Genomic DNA, 19,160 nt, shown 5'->3' on the forward strand with positions numbered 1-19,160 from the left:
ATTCTGGCACATATTCTTTATAATAAGGGGCAAGCAAATCAAGAAGGTTTGCTTGCCTTTTACACAATCATCGAACAGGAGGATAAAAACATGAGTTTAAAAGATTTCGATTACAAAAAGGGTGGTATTTTTGCAGCAGGTGTTCTGTTCGGAACTGCAGGTATCAAAGCACTTTCCAGCAAGGATGCTAAGAATTTATATACAAAGGCAACAGCAGCTGTACTTCGCGCAAAGGATTGCGTATTAAATGTTGTATCCAACATTCAGGAGAATGCACAGGATATCTATGCAGGTGCACAGCAGATCAATGACGAGCGCGCAGCAGCAGAGGATGCAGCTGAGGCTGAGGGTCAGGACGAGGTAGCAGAGACTGTAGCAGAGGAAGAGACAAAGACAGAAGAGAAGGCTGAATAATGAAATTTAAGATAAAGCATGAAATAAAGGGCAGAATCCGTGTCCGTGCCATTGTGAAGCACATGACAGTAAAGGAAGCTGATCTGCTCGAATATGCTCTGTCTAATAAGGAGGGGATCACTTCAGTGCGCGTCAATGAACGTACCGCTGATGTGATCCTTTGCTATAAGACTGACAGAGCAACAGTTCTTTCCTATTTAAGAAAGTGCCGCGTAGACGAGATTGAGGCACCAGAAAGCTATCTGGCACATTCAGGAAGAGCATTGAACAATGAATATTGGGATAAGCTTGTTGGAACAGTTGTTTGGCGCTGCACAAAGAAACTGTTTGTGCCGGCACCAATTCGTACATGCATTACGCTTGCAGCAGCAATTCCTTATATCTGGAAGGGTGTAAAAACACTTGCAAAGGGAAAACTTGAGGTTCCGGTTCTTGATGCGACTGCGATTACTATTTCCATTGCAAGAGGTGATGTGTCTACGGCAAGCTCTGTCATGTTCCTTCTTGGAATTGGCGAGATCTTAGAAGAGTGGACACATAAAAAATCTGTTGGCGACCTTGCAAGAAGCATGTCTTTAAATGTATCTAAGGTATGGATGCTTGCCGGTGAGCAGGAGGTTCTTGTTGATGCATCCACGATCAAAGAAAATGATAAGATTGTAATCCATATGGGCAATGTCATTCCGTTTGATGGAACAGTTGAGAGCGGAGAAGGCATGGTGAATCAGGCATCTATGACAGGCGAGTCTGCAGCTGTCAGAAAATATGCAGGAACAACTGTGTATGCAGGAACAGTTCTTGAAGAGGGTGAGCTTACAGTTAACGTTAAAAAGCTTGGCGGTGCGAGCCGTTATGAGCAGATTGTTGTCATGATTGAGGAGTCAGAAAAATTAAAATCCTCTATGGAAGGAAAGGCAGAGCGCCTTGCAGATAAGCTTGTTCCATATACCTTCCTGACAACAGGACTGACTTATCTCTTTACGAGAAATCTGACAAAAGCTACTTCTGTGCTGATGGTAGATTTTTGCTGTGCGCTAAAGCTTTCAATGCCGATTGCAGTGTTGTCTGCAATTAAAGAGGCTAGAAACCGCAATGTCAATGTAAAGGGCGGAAAGTTTTTAGAGAGTATAGCAGATGCAGATACAATTGTATTCGATAAAACGGGTACGCTGACAAAGGCAGAGCCAACTGTTGTGAAGGTTGTTTCATTTAATGGTGATTCTGAGGATGAGCTGCTTCGCACGGCTGCATGTCTGGAGGAGCATTTTCCACATTCCATGGCAAAGGCTGTTGTTGATGCTGCAAAGAAAAAGAGTCTTGACCATGAAGAAAAGCATTCGAAAGTAGAATATATTGTGGCACATGGTATTTCCACGCAGCTTGAAGGAAAAAAGACAATTATTGGAAGCCATCACTTTGTTTTTGAGGACGAAAAGTGTCATATTCCAGAAGGCAAGGAAAATTTGTTTGAACAGCTTCCGCTTGAGTATTCTCATTTGTATCTTGCAATTGAAGGTGAACTTGCCGCAGTAATTTGCATTGAAGATCCGCTCCGTGAGGAGGCCGCTGATGCAATCCGCGCATTAAAGGAATGCGGTATTTCCAAGGTGGTTATGATGACCGGTGACAGTGATCGTACCGCAAGAGCCATCGCAGAAAGAGTTGGCGTTGACCAGTATTTCTCCGAGGTACTTCCAGAAGATAAGGCACGTTTTGTTGAACAGGAAAAGGCAGCAGGACGAAAAGTTATCATGGTTGGAGACGGCGTAAATGATTCACCGGCGCTTTCTGCTGCCGATGTAGGTATTGCTATAAGTGACGGTGCAGAACTGGCGCGTGAAATCGCTGATGTTACAATCGCAGCAGAGGATTTGTTTGAGGTTGTAACACTTCGCAAGCTGTCAAAGAGATTGATGAAGCGTATTTACCGCAATTATAAGGTAATAGTAGGATTTAACTCAGCACTTATTGCGGGAGGTATTGCAGGTGTTTTGCAGCCAACTACATCAGCACTTTTGCATAATACATCAACACTTTTAATCGCGATGGAGAGCATGAAGCCTCTTCTTCATGAGGAAAATCAATAAAAATAAGCAGTTCGCTAAGCGATAAAATTTTGTGACAGGGCAGCAGGCAATAAAATGTCTGCTGTCTTATTTTGTCAATAAAAGCAGTAAATAAAAGAAAAAATAAAGTTAAATCGTTAATATGAATCAAGCAAAGAATATCGGCATTGTGAATAATATAATAAAAATATAGCTTTAAAATGAACGTTATAGTTAAAAGGTCATAATTAGGAGAAAACAATAAAAAAGTAAGTAGAATCATTTTCATAATCGGTCTACTATGTAGACATGAGAAAAAGACGGCTGAAAGATAAAGTAAGCCATCTTAAGAGAAAGGAGAAGTTCGATTATAAGAAAATTTGCAGCAATTTCCCTCGCAGGAATCATGGCTTTTGGCGCACTTCCAGTTATGGCTGAGGAGACAAGCACAGAGGAAGCAAGCACAGAGGCAGCCACCGAGGTAGTTGAGTCTGACCAGGTAGAGAATAACTGGGAGCCATTTGCAGAGAATGTAACTTTACGTGTTCCAGTTTATGACAGAGGTGTTGAGGGTGTTCCGGATGTAACAAACAACTACTGGACACAGTGGATTCAGGAGAATTTCGGTGATAAGTATAACATCACTGTTGAGTATGTTCCGATCACAAGAACTGATGTTATGACAAGCTATGCACTTCTTGCAGCTGATCAGAATCTTCCGACAATTCTGATGGAGTATGATTATCCGAAGCTGTCCACATGGGTAAATGACGGATATTTAACTTCCTTTGATATGGATGCATTCAAAGAGGTAGCTCCAAACTACTACGCTCGTATGGAGGCAGACGGACAGATTCCATATACTACAATCGGTGATGAGACTTACTTCGCACTGGCATCTAATCCGAATTATAACATCAACTATACATGGCAGACATTTGTTCGTATGGACTGGTTAAAGAAGGTTGGTTATGATCATGTTCCAACAAAGCGTGACGAGTATCTTGATGCAATGAAGAAGATTCAGGAGGCTGGTCTTTGCGAGCATCCAGGCGGTGGTACTATGATCACAGGTCTTGGTTCCGATCAGAACCATGCATATCGTGAGTATCCGTTTAACGAGCTTGACTGGGCTATGTATGGTGATTATAACATCCCGGCACTTGGAACTGATGCAAACTATAACCTGTTAAAGAGAGCAAACGAGGATTACAATAACGGAATTACCGATCCAGAGTATTATCTGATCGATGGCGAGACAGCAAAGGCAAACTTCATCAACGGTGATGCTTATTCATATGGATGCTACATCAGCTCTGATATGCCTGTACTGACTTCCTTCTATGAGACAAACCCAGATGCTGAGCTGGCAATTTATCCGGTTGTTACCGAGGATGATACAGCAGCTGATGGAATCACAGTTACTCCTGCTTATCGTTCAAATAACCCATTTGGTATGATGGTAGGCTTCTCATCATCTGCAACAGAGGATGAGTTAAAGGCAGCATGGATGTATCTTGAGTGGATGTGCAACGACGATGTACTCTTCACCATGCAGTATGGTATTGAGGGTGAGAACTTCAACTACAATGAAGATGGTCTGCCAGTATCTGTAGCTGATTACAGCGGAGACTACAAGCAGGGCTACAACAGCAGCGGTGATTACTGGAGCTGTGAGACTGCATCTAAGGCAGCAGGTACTATCGAGGATGTTATCTATGCAACAACACCACACAATCTGCCGCAGGATTTCACTCAGGATGTAATCGACTTCTACTATGCAAGACAGGAAATCGCTGAAAAGTATGCAGTTGCTGACTGTCTGTATGCATCTTCCATGGAGAATACTTCTGAGTATCAGCAGACATTAGTTACTCTGTACAAGGAAGCACGTGATACTTTGACCATGTGTGCACCAGAAGAGTTTGACGAGAAGTATCAGCAGTATACTGATGATTTCAATGATGCAGGATTTGCAGATATCGTTGAGGAGCGTAAGGCTGCATTTGAGGATGGAAATACCACAAAACTGCCAGAAGCACAGAAGGCAGCTGAGTAAAATAGCTTTTAGTAAATCTTCCTTATAAAAGAAAAGTTCGCCGTACCTGTTATGCAGGTGCGGCGGACTTTTTTTAAAAATTAATCAGCGAAAAGTGGAGTTGAAAGATAGCGATCGCCAGTGTCAGGAAGCAGCACGACAATTGTTTTGCCCTTTGACTCAGGCCGTTTTGCAATCTCAATAGCTGCCCACAAAGCAGCGCCGGAGGAGATACCAGTAAGGATGCCTTCCTTCTTTCCAATGCTCTTTCCTGTTGTAAAGGCATCATCATTAGATACAGCAATGATTTCATCATAAATGGTAGTGTCAAGTACTTCTGGAATAAAGCCGGCGCCAATACCCTGAATCTTGTGAGGACCTGCATTTCCAGTGGACAGGACTGCTGAGGATGCTGGCTCAACAGCAACGATTTTTACGGATGGTTTCTTGGACTTTAAGTACTTGCCAACACCTGTGATTGTACCGCCTGTGCCGACACCAGCTACAAATACATCAACCTCACCTTCGGTGTCTTCGTAAATTTCTGGACCAGTTGTCTCAAAATGAGCCTTTGGATTTGCCGGATTAACAAACTGACCAGCAATAAAGCTGTTTGGATAGAGCTTTGCAAGTTCATTAGCTTTTGCAATCGCGCCAGACATGCCTTTAGAGCCATCACTTAACACAAGCTCTGCACCATATGCCTTCATTAGTTGACGGCGCTCAATGGACATCGTATCAGGCATAACTATGATCAGACGATACCCTCTGGCTGCGGCAACACTTGCTAATCCAATTCCAGTGTTTCCGGAAGTTGGCTCAATGATTACAGTGTCAGGCTTTAAAATGCCCTTTGCTTCGGCATCATCAAGCATAGCCTTAGCAACACGATCTTTTACGGATCCGGCAGGATTAAAATACTCAAGCTTAGCGAGCAGTTTTGCCTGAAGGCCTAGTTCCTTTTCAATGTGAGTTAGTTCAAGCAGAGGGGTCTTTCCGATAAGCTGGTCAGCAGATGTGTAAATCATGGCAGTATCCTCCTTTTAAGGACATATTTTATTTACGGGGATTATAGCACTATAAACCTACCTTGTCAATAGGTTTAAAATAAGAGCAGCTTATTGCAAAAATGCAGAATTAAAAATGAGAAAAAAACTCAATAACAGCATTGACGTGTATGACAAAATAAGGTAAACTTAACATAAGTTAGAAATAACTAACATATAAGAAAAGTAGGTTATTGGATATCAATAAAGTTTATCGTTTATATCAGAAGATTTTGCATTTTGAAAGGAGTGTTTTAATGAGTGTTGTTATTGTGGGCGGTCATGACCGCATGGTAAGTCAGTATAAGAAAATTTGTAAGGATTTCAAATGTAAGGCAAAGGTGTTTACGCAGATGTCTGCAAATTTGAGTGGTCAGATTGGAAGTCCTGATCTGCTTATTTTATTTACCAATACTGTTTCTCACAAAATGGTTCACTGCGCTGTGACAGAGGCAGAAAAATGTAATGCTAATATTGTGCGCTGTCATACAAGCAGCCAGAATGCGCTGACAGAGATCCTTCAAAGAGAGGTTGGCTGAATTTTTTTGACGCACAGCAGTGCTGTATAAAATAGGATGTATATTTTGTAAAAAATTTGTATAATCCTTGAAAGATGGATTTTACATATAAAACTAACTTGTAATTTCTGCTTTGTGGTGTTACGATAAATTGGACAATTACAGGAGGCAGAAGACAGTATGAAAAATATTTTTTACGATAAGAGTAAAGTTGATTATGGGAATTTGCTGTTTCCGCGGCGTGCGCTGTGGATGCTGCTGATTCCCTTAATTATTGAGCAGATGCTAAACTCTTTGATGGGAATGGTTGATACGCTTATGGTCAGCCGTGTCGGAGCGGAGGCGATCTCAGCCGTTTCACTTGTAGATTCTATAAACAACCTGGTACTCCAGGTATTTGCGGCGATGGCAGCAGGTGCGGCAATCATTTGCTCACAATATTTGGGAAGAAAAGATGAAAAGGGCTGCAATGATGCCGCTAAACAGATTGTGCTTACCGTGGTAGTAATTTCATCTGTTATTATGATTATTGGCGTTGGCTTTCGAAAGCCGCTGCTTCATTTGATATTTGGAAGTGTCGAAGAGGCTGTTATGACTAACGCTCAGATGTATTTTCTGATTACGGCGCTTTCATATCCGTTTATAGCATTGTTTCAGGCAGGAGCAGCATTTTACCGTGCATGCGGAAATTCTAAGTTTACAATGAAAACAGCACTTATCGCAAATGTAGCTAATATTGTTGGAAATACATTGTTTATTTTTATTTTACAGATGGGCGCAGCAGGAGCAGCTATTTCCACATTGATTTCACGAGCAGTGTGTGCATTTGTTGTTTTCTATGCACTGAGAAAGCCGGGCTATGCAATTCAGCTTAAGAATTATTTTTCTATTCGCCCAGACTTGAATCTGATCGTGAAGATTCTTGCAATAGGTGTTCCGTCAGGTATAGAAAATGGAATGTTCCAGTTTGGAAAGCTTGCGATTCAGTCAACTGTATCATCACTTGGAACGGCAGCAATCGCGGCACAGGCAATGACTATTATTTTTGAAAATGTAAACGGAATGGCAGCAGTTGGAATAGGTATTGGATTAATGACAGTTGTTGGCCAAAGCATTGGTGCAGGACGGCAGGAAGAGGCAAAGTATTACATAGTGAAGCTTGCCGGTTATGCAGAGGTTGCGATGATTATCAGCTGTATTCTTGTGTATATTGCGGCGCGGCCGGTTACTGTGTTGGCAGGCATGAGTGAAGAGAGTACCGCGCTTTGTATGCAGATGATTCTTGCCATTACGATTGTAAAACCGATTCTTTGGGTACCTTCCTTTACACCGCCAAATGGTCTTCGCGCAGCAGGCGATGTGCGCTTTTCAATGATTACTGCGACATTGACGATGTGGCTGTGCCGTGTAGCACTTTCTATCTTTTTGATGCGTGTTGTAAAGACAGGTCCGATTGGTGTCTGGTACGGAATGTTCGCAGACTGGGGCGTAAGAGGCGTTATCTTTACAATCCGTTTTGTCAGAGGAAAGTGGCTTAGATTTAAGGTTATTTAAAATAATAATCCGCTCAAAGATAAGTCCTGCGACAAACCAAAATGGTGCAAAGTCAAGGCGTATCAGTCCATTTATGTTCGTAGGATCACCAGTGTAATCCCACGGGCAGATGCCGAGTGTGCGAAGAAGCAGGCCAGATGTATATTCCACAGCATATATACAAATGGTGTAAATTAGACCGCGAAGCACGATGGGCTTGCTGCAAAGCCGGCGCCAGATAGGTTCAATGAAAGCAGCAGATCCATAAATGGGAAACATTATAATAGAAGAGTGACCAGTCATGCTGTAGTCGTGCGCAAAAAGAGCACCCATTCCAGTGAAGAAGATTTCAATGAAAAGGCCGGTAAGTCCGCAGCGGATAAAATTTTGTCTCATAGGTGGAATCCTTTCGTAGAAGTGTAAAATAGTTACAAATTCAGAATCCCCCGAAAAGTGACAAAATAAACGCGCAGCATCAATATAAGAACAGGAAATAAAAGACAGCAAACTGATAAAAAGTAACAGGAAGTAATTAAATAAGAAAGGACAGACTAAATGATGCAGCTTGATATAAACGAACTCATTGAACTGGTAAAAAGCGTAAAGCCGATGTTTTTAAATCACACAGAGGCAGAGCATGTCACTGTTAAGGGACGCGCAGATTTTGTTACACAGGTAGATATCCGTGTGCAGGAATATATGCGAAACGAGCTGTCAAAGCGCTGGCCGGATGTACAGTTTATGGGCGAGGAAAAAGATAACAGCGACATTGATTTTAACGGTGCAGTTTGGATCCTAGATCCAGTAGACGGCACGACAAATCTGATTCATGACTTTAAGGATAGTGCATTGTCCTTAGGGTTGTGCGAACAGGGGCAGGTGACGCTTGGTGTGATCTATCAGCCATTTCTTGATGAAGTTTTCTGGGCACAGAAGGGAAAAGGCGCGTTCTGCAATGGAAAGCCGATTCATGTAAGTGATACACAGAAATTAGAGGACAGCCTTGTTGCTGTTGGAACAAGCCCATACCACCGCGATCTCACAGAAAAAAATTTTGATGCGATCCGCTGTATTTATGAGCACTGTGTGGACATTCGCCGTATGGGAGCAGCATCCGTTGATCTGGCATATGTTGCCTGTGGACGTGTCGAGGCATACTTTGAGCGAAATTTAAAGCCATGGGATTTTGCAGCAGGAAAGATCATTGTCGAGGAAGCAGGCGGACGAGTGATTGATATAAAAGGAAGCAGTGCAAATGCTATGGAACCGTCTGACATTATAGCGGGAAATGGCTATATCGAAGAAGATATAAAAAAGTTGCTGATTGAACGACGAATTCAATGACAAAGTGTAAAAAGTGTGCTATGATAATTTTGTCGAAAGGAATCACCTTTTGACGAAACAGGGCAGCAAGATACAAAAGATGACGAAACCATACAGGATCACCCTACAAAAGACAACCTGTACGAAAGATGATTTTTACAAAAGATAAAATTCTGAAGTACAAAGGATAGCTTTTACAAAAGATGATTTACAATGTACCAAAGAAAAGCGTTTTCTAAAAGTACAAAAGTGGATGCCTTCAAAAGAAAATTAATACAAAGATACAAAAGACTGCCCTAGATTACAAAAGAGAAAAGATTGCAAAGATACTAAAGAGAAAGCCGCCGTGCGATAAGTGTAAAAGCTGATTGCATGGCGGTTTTACTATAGAAAAAGAAACTTGTAACAAAATTAGTTCCATGGTATCATATACATAACATATTATGGCAGTGAATTATCGAAAGGAGATTTAAATGGCACAGTTAAAGCTTCCGATTGGAATTGAAAATTTCAAAAAGATCAGAACAGAAGGATATTACTATGTGGACAAGACTGATGTGATAAGACAGATTTTAGAAGATGGCTGTTTCGTTACATTATTCACACGCCCACGTCGATTTGGAAAATCATTGAATATGAGCATGCTTCGACATTTTTTTGAAATCGGTACAAACAGTGCGCTGTTTTCAGGTCTTTCTATTGCTGAAAATCATGGGCTATGTCAAAATTATATGGGAAAGTTTCCTGTGGTATCGATCAGCTTAAAGGGAGTTAACGCAAGATCTTATAAGGATGCTTATGCGCTGTTGGTGAGTGTGATCAATGAGGAAGTTGGTCGTTTTCAGTTCTTATTGGAAAGTGATAAGCTTACAAAATTTGATAAAACACGTTTGGAGGCACTTCTTGATGAGCATATGACAAAAAGTACACTTATAGGTAGTTTGCGTAAGCTTACAATATTACTCGAGAAATATTATGGTCAGCAAGTTATTGTTCTAATTGATGAGTATGATGTGCCACTAGCGAAAGCCAACGAAAATGGTTATTATGAAGATATGGTTTTTTTGATTAGGGGGCTTTTTGAAAATGTATTAAAAACGAACGATAGTCTGAAATTTGCTGTGCTGACTGGGTGTCTGCGAGTCGCAAAGGAAAGTATTTTTACTGGATTAAATAATTTTAAGGTCTGTTCGATTACAGACAGCGATTTTGATGAGGCATTTGGATTTACCGACAGTGAGGTAAAGTCGATATTGCAATATTATGGGCAGGAAACTCATTATACTGAAGTAAAAGAATGGTATGATGGATATCGTTTCGGAAAAGCAGACGTGTATTGTCCATGGGATGTGCTCAATTATTGTCGTGATCTTTTGAAAGATGAACAAGCACAACCTGAAAACTATTGGTTAAATACGAGTGGAAACGATGTAATTGAACATTTTATTGATAGTGTGAATGGGCAGCAGACGCTTACAAAAATTGAGCTAGAGCGATTAATCAGCGGAGAAATAGTTCAGAAAGAGATTAACGAGTTTATCACCTATAAGGAGTTGTACAATACATCTGAAAATTTATGGAGTACACTTTTTATGACAGGCTATCTTACACAACGAGGAAAAGCGGATGGAAATCGTTACAATCTTGTAATACCGAATAGGGAAGTGAGAAATATCATTACAGAGCACATACTGGTTAAGTTTCGGCAGGATATTAAAAAAGATGGCCAGATGGTGCAGCGATTTTGTCAGGCATTGGCTAATGGACAAGCACAGCAGGTTGAACAGATTTTTGCCACATATATGTCAAAGACGGTCAGCGTGAGAGATACTTTTGTGCGAAAGGCGATCAGAGAGAATTTTTATCATGGTATTCTGCTTGGCATTCTAAGCTTTAAGGATGGATGGACAGTAACATCAAATCGAGAATCTGGCAATGGATTCAGTGATATACTGATTCAAATTGATGATTCAGATACTGGAATTGTAATTGAAGTGAAGTATACTGAAGAAGGAAAGTCAATGGAAAGTGACTGTAAGGCAGCTTTAAAGCAGATAGATGAAAAAAATTACACAGAAACATTGTATCAGGCGGGGGTAAAGCGGATTCTTAAATATGGAATTGCTTGCCAGATTAAAGATTGTAAAGTAATGCTGGAAGAGTAATAGATAGCAAAGGAGAAAAACTATGGAAATCAAAAAAGTAGCAATTCTAGGAGCAGGAGCGGTAGGCTCCTATGTAATAGAAGGAATTTCAGGATGCATGGAGATTCGTCTTGGCGTAATCGCAGAGGGAGAACGAAACGCACGTCTTAAGAGTGCAGGCTGTACTATAAATGGAGTGACCTATCATCCAGAGGTATGGACTTCCCAAGAAACAGACAATATTGATCTTTTAATTGTTTCATTAAAATATGGCGCATTGCCGACCGCATTAGATACAATCAAACAGGCAACTAGACAAAACACGATTGTCATGAGTCTGATGAATGGTGTAGACAGCGAAGAAATAATAGGAGCAAAGATTGGCATGTCCCATATTCTTCCGGCTTTGATCAAAGTGGCATCCCACAAAGAGCCAGACGGCTATCATTTTGATCGCAAGTCCACAATTGGCATTATTTTTGGAGAGTATAAATCACCGTTTCAAAGTGAACGAGTCAAAGCAGTCTGCGATCTTTTTGAAAAGAGTGATATAAGCTATCGCGTAACTGACTATATCCGCGAGGAGATCTGGAGCAAGTTTCGCCTAAATGTCTGCAATAATCTTCCACAGGCAATTCTCGGTGCGGGTGTAGGCTGCTATCGCGATAGTGTTCATATGAAAGCGATCAGTGAAGGACTTCGCAGCGAAATAGAAGCAATTGCTGCTGCAAAAGGAATTGAATTTAGTAAAATCGAGTCATCTGCAAAAGGTTCTCCTGTCATGCCATCCGCTCGTTACTCCACGCTGCAGGATTTAGACGCAAAACGCCATACAGAGATTGACATGTTTTCCGGTGTGCTGATGCGCATGGGCAAAGAACTTGGCATTCCAACCCCATATAATGAATACACCTATCACATGATCAAAGCATTAGAAGAAAAAAACGACGGTTTATTTGATTATAAAGGAAAAGACGAGACACCAACCTACTCGAAATAAGCGTTTCGCTTCCAATCCTAGTTGAATAAAAAAGACCATATCATTAGAGGAATAGCATCTCTTTTGATATGGTCTTTTATGTTAACATTATAGATATTTATGGCTGACTACTCGTAATCTACCTAGGTGCTGAGACGATATGCTTTACGAGGTGGACCGTTGTAGCGGGTCTTTCAAAGTAACGTATGATAATAAATAACGTAACAGGAACCCGCGGAGTTGGGTCCACCGACAAAGTCATTCGTCGAAGCACCCTTGCATAACCTACCGGGCAGCACACTCAACTCACCGCATTCGTAGATCTACCGGGTAGCATTTATAACCTACCAGGCAGCACATCTTATCATCAGAACTTCAGCTGATATTCCCACTCAAATTCCTTGTCATTCATTTGATATTGCGGCAGAAGCTGTGGTCCACAGGAATTACTTCCAACACCACTGTTCTTGTAGTCAAGATGCATGGTTACAAAATCGCTTTCCTCAAGCTCATAATTATGCTTCTTTACTGCCAGTTCATAATCAGAGTAGTTAGAAACAGAGAAATCAAAGCTGGTTGCTGCATATGCAGTCACGCCGTTTGTTCCATTTCCAACAGAAGCCTTGCGGCAGTGATAGTGGTTTCCGTTCTCCTGCGGCTTAATGTAATCCTCATGCATATCTTCAACTGTAGATTCAAATGCATCGAACCATGCCAGATGATGCTTATCAATATAGCATTCCTGAGGACCATATCCTAAGTAAGAAACCTGCTGCCAGCTCTTTGGAAGTGTCAGCTCAACACCAAATCTTGGCAGATACGGCATATCAGTATTGCGCTTTGCATCAATCTTGCATGTAATAGTACCAGCACCATCAATTGTCCAGATTACAGTGAATTTCATGATAGACTGAACAGTAACTGCACACAGATTAACTGTGCTTGTGATCTGTACTGTCTGACCGTCAATTGCATACTCTGTTGTGTAGGTGCGTGTCTGGCTGTGATGATAATTTGCACGCTCCCACTCTTCACGGATGTTGCGGTCATTATCAGTTGGTGCACGGAAAATGCTGTAATCCATAGAGATAGTTTCACCGCCGCGCTCAAGTGATGAGAAGATACCAGTAAATGTATCATACTGATAAGTAAATTCTTCACCGCTTACTGTCAGGAAACGATCACCCTCTGTAACAGTTGGAGCAGTAGCTTCATCAGTAACAGTATTCAGGCGACGAACAGCGCTTCCAGATAATAAGAACTGATCAAAGCCAACTTCATGTCCAGCTGGTACAAGCTCATGAGCAGTCTTTGTAAGGTAAGTCAGCTTCAGGTAGCAGTCAGCTGCTGTCTTTGGCAGAGTAACAGGAATTGTAACCTCTGACTCAGTGTGCGGAGCAGTAGAAGGAACGGCAATTTCACCAGAGCAAAGAAGCTCTCCGTCAGCCTTACACTCATAGGAAAGAGTAATAGCATCAGCCATATCAGTGAAATCAAGCATGTTCTTTAATGCGAGAGTTACCTTGTGTGCGTCAACAAGTCTTGCGCGAACAGGGCGAACAACATTCTTCCACTCATAAACACCAGTGTGCGGTGTGCGGTCTGGATATACAAGTCCATCCATACAGAAGTTTCCATCGTGAGGATACTCGCCAAAGTCGCCGCCATAACCATACATTGTCTTGCCATTTTCAGCAATGCCCTGATTAACTGCGTGATCACACCACTCCCATACGAAGCCGCCGCAGAAGCCATCATATTTCATAATCTGCTGATAATAGTCCTCGATATCTCCAGGGCCGTTACCCATTGCGTGAACAAACTCACACTGGATAAATGGCTTCTTCGGACCTTCCTCAGCAAAGTAGCTGTCAACTTCCTCCGTAGTAGCATACATACGGCTGTAAAGATCAAGCATACTCTTATCAAAGCGATTGGAGTGATCCCATGTAGAAGACTCATAGTGAGTAAGACGTGTTGGGTCATACTCTTTTGTCCAGCGTCCGGCATTCTGGTAAGCATAGCCAAAGCCAGCCTCATTTCCAAGAGACCAGATTAAAACAGACGGATGGTTCTTATCGCGGATAACATTTCTCTGAACGCGGTCTAAAACAGCCTCAGTGAAGACACCGCCTTCATCAAGCAGTCCTAATGTGTTCTCACGGTCACTGTGATAGGTACTTAAATATCCGTGCATCTCAATATCAGACTCAGCGATAACATAGAAACCATAACGGTCACAAAGCTCTGTAAACCACGGCGCGTTTGGATAGTGGCTTGTACGGATAGCGTTAAAGTTAAACTGCTTCATAAGAGTCAGATCGCGGATTGCCTGCTCCTTAGAGATAGTATATCCAGTCACTGGGTCTGAATCATGGCGGTTTGTTCCGCGGAACTTAAGATTCTGTCCGTTTACATAAACAACGCCATCCTTGATATAAACTTCACGGATACCAACTGCCTGAGTGATCACTTCATCAGCAGTTGAAATAGTTAAGGTGTACAGATATGGTGTTTCAGCAGTCCAAAGCTTTGCATTTAAAACAGTAAACTCATAAACACCATCTGCTAAGACAGCTTCACCAACTGGATTTTTGTCAGCATCACACAGAGTAAGAACTGGGGAAATCTCACCATCAGCTTCAACACTTACACGAACTACACCAGCGCCGCCATCCTTTAAGAATGTGCGTACAGTATAGTCGCGAACAAAGCTCTTAGGACGAGTTAAAAGCAGAACATCACGGAAAATACCGGACATACGAAGCTTGTCCTGATCCTCAAGATATGTGCCGTCACACCACTTTAATACAAGAACTGCCAGTGTGTTTGTGCCTTCATTAACAAAAGAAGAAATTTCAAATTCGCTGGAAGAATGAGAAACCTGGCTGTAGCCGACAAATTTGCCGTTAACCCATACATAGAAACAGGAATCAACACCCTCAAAATACAGGAAATTGCGCTGTTTTGCAGCCTCAGCTGAGAGAGTGAAGGTAGTGCGGTATGCACCGCTTGCATTTTCCTTTGGAACGTACGGCGGATCAAAAGGAATTGGATAATTTACATTAGTATACTGATGATAATCATATCCGTGGCACTGCCAGCAGGAAGGAACCGGGATGGTATCCATAGAGGAATCATCAAAATCCGGATTGATAAAATCAGCTGGAACAGCCTCCGGATATGGGTAGTAGCCAAAGCGCCAGTCACCGGAAAGTAATGTAGCGTGGCTGTTTAGATCCTGACCGTATGGGATGTAGTAGCTGCGGTTTTCACAGGTACCTACATGGAGCGTATTAGGATCCTCATAGTAATTCGGTAATTTCATAACGAAATCTCCTTTCGCATAATAAAATAATGTTTCAATGTATTTGCGGATCGCAATCATATTTTTATGGCTAGATCCGTATGAAATAAGAGTTTCTTCTTATTTTATTAGAAATCTTATAACATAATCAGGTAAATAAGTGCTACAGACAGAATGATCTGAATGATAGCGAAACGAAAAACAGTCTGTGTGTTAGACCATCCCTTTGTCTTGCGGACAAAATCATGGATTGGTGTGCGCACATTCTTTAAAATATGGACATGAACTGTTTTGATTAATGTAAGCTTTACAAGACCAAGACCACCATCGATGATAAGCACAAGTGCAGCTAAAATATAGAGGAACGGATCATGGCACTTAAGAGCTGCGATTGCGATGAAAAGTCCCATGGCACGAGAACCTGCATCTCCCATAAGCATCTTACTTGGTGTAGCATTAAACCACAGATAGCCAAGCAGGCAGACAACAAACAGTAAGCTTAAATAATCAAAATCTCCAGTGCGTCCCAAAATTTGGTTTGCAAAGTAGAAGGTCATGATCGTAATAATCGTTAATGTTCCAGACAGACCATCTACACCATCAGCGCAGTTGGTTACATTAATAGAAATCCAGATCAGCGCGATAGAAAGAACTGCAAAAACAGGAGCTGGGATAGAAAAGCTAGATCCAGTCAGTGCAAGAGTGATCTGATTGCCATTAAAATGAAGATACGTAAATGTTACTAAAAGAGCAACAAGAAAATCAAGAATGCCCTTCTTTAAGCGTCCCCATGAAGTTTTTGCAGCATCGTCAAGATATCCAGTCATCATGCAGCAGATCAAAAGAAGAAGATAGATAATCATCTCTGGATCAACATGTGCGAATAAAACGGCAGTAATAGCAAAAACAAGGACGAAAATAAGTCCGGCACCTCTTGGTTTTCCGGCAGAGAGTGCGCCTCCTACGGCAAATTCACGCCCCTGATCCTTTGGAAGATGAGCGCTGCCTTTTGCAAGTGACACGCACGTAAGAAAGAATGCGGCCAGTATGCCGATGAAGGCAATGACGGGGCTGGCAGACTCCCCAAGTAACTGTTGAAACATGGTAAAAAGCTCCTTTCATTTCCAGACAAAGAATTGACTATGCCTGTTTTGTAAGACTGCTTTCAGTGTAGCATACTTCTGGCGTTTTGGAAAGAAGATAGTTGTGATTTTCATCATGAAAGAATTGTATCATGATGAAAATTGTGCTATACTGACGAAAGAACATGTCCTGTGAAAAAGACAGGGAAAAAGAGAACATAATGTGGAAGGAATTGGTTTGATATGGCATACTTATTTACACATTTTATCGGAGAGCAGCCGCAGGGCGAGCAAATTTATTTTTCTTTGAGCAAGGATGGTCTTCACTGGAAGGATCTTCATGATGGAAAGCCAGTAATTTGCTCAGAAGTTGGAGAGTGTGGTCTGCGTGATCCATTTTTGATTCGTAAGGCAGACGGAAGTGGTTTTGTAATTATTGCTACAGATCTTTGTATTGCAAATGGCAGAGGATGGGATGCTGCAGTTAAAACTGGAAGCAAAAATCTGGCTGTTATGGAGTCGAAGGATCTCATTCATTGGAGTAATCCGGTATTAGTAGAAGTATCAGTGCCAGAGGCAGGATGTACATGGGCACCCGAGGCAATTTATGACAGACAGCAGGATAATTATCTTGTATTTTGGGCATCTATGGTACAGTTAGATGGTGATAAAGAGCCAAAGCAGCGCATTTATGCCGCAAGAACAAAGGATTTTCATGAATTTACTAAGGCACAGGTGTATCTTGAGAAGGATAATCATGTTATTGATTCTACGATGGTGTATGACGATGGCGTATATTACCGTTTCTCAAAGGATGAGACGACAAAGAATATTAAAACTGATACAGCACCAGATTTAAATAAAGAATCATTTACAGATCGCCCTGTCCCAAATCTGGAGGCAATTTATGGAGTAGAGGGACCAGAAATCTATTATTTAGAAGATCAGAAAAAGTGGTGTCTGATAATTGACAGGTTTGCTTCTCATAAAGGATATCTTCCACTTGTGTGCGACAGCTTGAAGACAATGGATTTTAAGCCTCTTGATGAGTCAGAATTTGATATGGGAAAGACTATGAAGCGTCACGGAAGTGTAGTTGCGATTACCGATGAGGAATATGATCGCATGGCAGAGGCTTTTGGATTGGAATAAAAAGTATTAGAAAGTATTGATAAGCAGGAAAAGAAAGTGGCAGGTAAGAGAGAAGAACGAAAGAAGGCCCGTTTTCATTGGCTGGTAACTTCGTGGCTCATAGTAGCAGCAGTAATTATAGTTGGCGTGGGCGGAATAATCCTTTTTATGAATGGGTTATATCATAAGGAAATGCGTAAGGAGAACGCACAGCTTCCGCAAATGTTAGAATCAAGCAGGGATGCAAAATGGGCATATGCATTTAATGGGGAATCGCAGACAGAAAGTGAGTCAGAGTCTGAGTCACAATTAGAAAGTGACTCACAATCAGAGAGCAAATTACAAACAGAAAGTGAATTACAATTAGAAAGTACTGAAGAACAAAGTATTGTAAGCACAGTCATTGAAAAAGAAGAAACACAGACGCAGACACAGGCAGATGTTTCTTCTAAGGCTGAGCCGGCACATAATGTTGTGATAGGTGATGTTAAGTCAGAAAAGCCAACATATGTAAGTCTTGTCGCAGTCGGAGATAATCTGATGCACTATGATGTGTCAATGAGCGGACTTCAGGCAGATGGAAGCTATAATTATGATTATAATTTTGCTTATGTCAGAGATATTGTACAGGCAGCTGATTTGGCAGTCATCAATCAGGAGTGTGTCATTGGCGGTGATCAGTGGGGAATCAAAGATTATCCTTGCTTCAATGTCCGTACTGAGGTAGCAGCAGCAATTGCAAATGCTGGATTTGACGTTGTACTTGCGGCAACAAATCACGTCCTTGATATAGGAAAGGTCGGCAGTCTTTATATGGTTGACTTTTTTAGAAACAATTATCCACAGCTGACGCTTCTTGGTATTCATGACAGTTGGGAGACACGGGACGAGATTCACGTAATTGAGAAAAATGGCATAAAAATTGGCATGATCAATTATACAGATATTTTAAACTGCAAGGGAGATTATAATGCAGATGGACAATATCTTGTCGATATGCTTGACTATGATCGTCTGGCAACATTAATTCAAAGGACAAAGGAAGCCTCTGATTTTGTGATTGTGTTTCCACACTGGGGTACCGAGTACAATTTGGGAACAGATGCTTCTCAGACTGAGCAGGCAGCTTTTCTGGCAGCACAAGGAGTTGATCTTGTAATAGGAACGCATCCTCATGTTGTAGAGCCAATTGATTACATAGATCGTCCGGATGGCGGAAAAATGCTGATTTACTACTCACTTGGAAACTTTCAGTCCTTACAGCGAAAAGAGGCAACTCTTCTTGGAGGCATGGCAAAGGTAACAATTAAGAAGGATTTTAAGGGAGCAAGAATCGTTGACTTTGATATGGAAACACTTGTGACAGATTATCGCCTTGGCGGTGTACGTGTCACCAATTATTTTGATATCATTACAACTTATCCGTGGAGTAAATATTCCAGAGCAATTGCAGAATCAGGAAATATCGGCAATGGCAATGCGAATTTTAACTTAGATTATATGTTCCAGCTTCAGGCCGAGCAGGCAGCGCAGGTACACGAGGCCAGACAAAAGGCAGGACTGGAATAAGCACGTAAGTGCAGAAAGGGAGGATATGAAA

At 41.6% G+C, this 19,160-nt stretch carries 13 protein-coding genes and 1 pseudogene; 10 read left to right on the forward strand and 4 right to left on the reverse strand.

Features of this window, described 5'->3' with window-relative positions; genetic code table 11:
- Positions 1 to 90: 90 nt before the first annotated feature.
- The 3 genes from LKD48_RS07535 (at position 91) to LKD48_RS07545 (ending at position 4,518) form a co-directional block, all read left to right on the forward strand.
- The gene (locus LKD48_RS07535) at positions 91 to 414 is read left to right on the forward strand and encodes a DUF6110 family protein (RefSeq protein WP_118612328.1); all 324 of its coding nucleotides are present in this window, start codon (positions 91 to 93) and stop codon (positions 412 to 414) included.
- Positions 414 to 2,501 (forward strand): heavy metal translocating P-type ATPase, encoded by a 2,088-nt coding sequence (locus LKD48_RS07540; protein ID WP_308731626.1) that lies wholly within the window; start codon positions 414 to 416, stop codon positions 2,499 to 2,501. The genes LKD48_RS07535 and LKD48_RS07540 overlap by 1 nt, the downstream gene beginning before the upstream one ends.
- A gap of 364 nt (positions 2,502 to 2,865) precedes the next feature.
- Positions 2,866 to 4,518: an extracellular solute-binding protein gene (locus tag LKD48_RS07545; RefSeq protein ID WP_308731627.1), complete on the forward strand. Its 1,653-nt coding sequence runs from the start codon at positions 2,866 to 2,868 to the stop codon at positions 4,516 to 4,518.
- 80 nt (positions 4,519 to 4,598) lie between these two features.
- Here LKD48_RS07545 and cysK read toward each other — a convergent pair whose 3' ends face one another.
- Positions 4,599 to 5,525, reverse strand: coding sequence for a cysteine synthase A (gene cysK / locus LKD48_RS07550; RefSeq protein ID WP_308731628.1), 927 nt, complete (start codon positions 5,523 to 5,525; stop codon positions 4,599 to 4,601).
- Positions 5,526 to 5,800: 275 nt separating this feature from the next.
- Between cysK and LKD48_RS07555 the strand changes: the two genes are divergently transcribed.
- Together LKD48_RS07555 and LKD48_RS07560 are read left to right on the forward strand one after the other, a co-directional pair.
- On the forward strand, positions 5,801 to 6,082 hold the full coding sequence (locus LKD48_RS07555; RefSeq protein ID WP_066560903.1) for a DUF2325 domain-containing protein: 282 nt from the start codon (positions 5,801 to 5,803) through the stop codon (positions 6,080 to 6,082).
- 159 nt (positions 6,083 to 6,241) lie between these two features.
- Positions 6,242 to 7,615, forward strand: a complete 1,374-nt coding sequence (locus tag LKD48_RS07560; protein WP_308731629.1) for an MATE family efflux transporter — start codon at positions 6,242 to 6,244, stop codon at positions 7,613 to 7,615.
- A 15-nt stretch (positions 7,616 to 7,630) separates the two neighbouring features.
- Here LKD48_RS07560 and LKD48_RS16530 read toward each other — a convergent pair.
- Positions 7,631 to 7,990: pseudogene (locus LKD48_RS16530) on the reverse strand (putative ABC transporter permease); the annotation flags it as partial.
- 162 nt (positions 7,991 to 8,152) lie between these two features.
- On the opposite strand from LKD48_RS16530, the gene LKD48_RS07570 reads away from it, so the two are divergent.
- From LKD48_RS07570 to LKD48_RS07580, 3 genes are all read left to right on the forward strand, one after another.
- A complete protein-coding gene (locus tag LKD48_RS07570; protein ID WP_066560907.1) occupies positions 8,153 to 8,938 on the forward strand; it encodes an inositol monophosphatase family protein in 786 nt (261 codons plus the stop codon).
- Positions 8,939 to 9,390: 452 nt separating this feature from the next.
- Positions 9,391 to 11,082 (forward strand): AAA family ATPase, encoded by a 1,692-nt coding sequence (locus LKD48_RS07575; RefSeq protein WP_308731631.1) that lies wholly within the window; start codon positions 9,391 to 9,393, stop codon positions 11,080 to 11,082.
- 22 nt (positions 11,083 to 11,104) lie between these two features.
- On the forward strand, positions 11,105 to 12,061 hold the full coding sequence (locus tag LKD48_RS07580; RefSeq protein WP_308731632.1) for a ketopantoate reductase family protein: 957 nt from the start codon (positions 11,105 to 11,107) through the stop codon (positions 12,059 to 12,061).
- 346 nt (positions 12,062 to 12,407) lie between these two features.
- Here LKD48_RS07580 and LKD48_RS07585 read toward each other — a convergent pair whose 3' ends face one another.
- Together LKD48_RS07585 and LKD48_RS07590 are read right to left on the reverse strand one after the other, a co-directional pair.
- A complete protein-coding gene (locus LKD48_RS07585) occupies positions 12,408 to 15,368 on the reverse strand; it encodes a glycoside hydrolase family 2 TIM barrel-domain containing protein (protein WP_308731633.1) in 2,961 nt (986 codons plus the stop codon).
- A 116-nt stretch (positions 15,369 to 15,484) separates the two neighbouring features.
- Positions 15,485 to 16,450 carry an MraY family glycosyltransferase gene (locus LKD48_RS07590; protein WP_262536012.1) on the reverse strand — a complete coding sequence of 322 codons (966 nt, stop codon included), beginning with the start codon at positions 16,448 to 16,450 and terminating at the stop codon, positions 15,485 to 15,487.
- Positions 16,451 to 16,672: 222 nt separating this feature from the next.
- Here LKD48_RS07590 and LKD48_RS07595 point away from each other — a divergent pair, with 222 nt between their 5' ends.
- The gene (locus tag LKD48_RS07595) at positions 16,673 to 17,581 is read left to right on the forward strand and encodes a glycoside hydrolase family 43 protein (protein ID WP_308731634.1); all 909 of its coding nucleotides are present in this window, start codon (positions 16,673 to 16,675) and stop codon (positions 17,579 to 17,581) included.
- Between the two features lie 36 nt (positions 17,582 to 17,617).
- Positions 17,618 to 19,129: a CapA family protein gene (locus tag LKD48_RS07600; RefSeq protein ID WP_227100619.1), complete on the forward strand. Its 1,512-nt coding sequence runs from the start codon at positions 17,618 to 17,620 to the stop codon at positions 19,127 to 19,129.
- Positions 19,130 to 19,160 lie beyond the last annotated feature (31 nt).

The organism is Anthropogastromicrobium aceti (assembly GCF_020687335.1).
GTDB lineage: Bacteria > Bacillota > Clostridia > Lachnospirales > Lachnospiraceae > Anthropogastromicrobium > Anthropogastromicrobium aceti.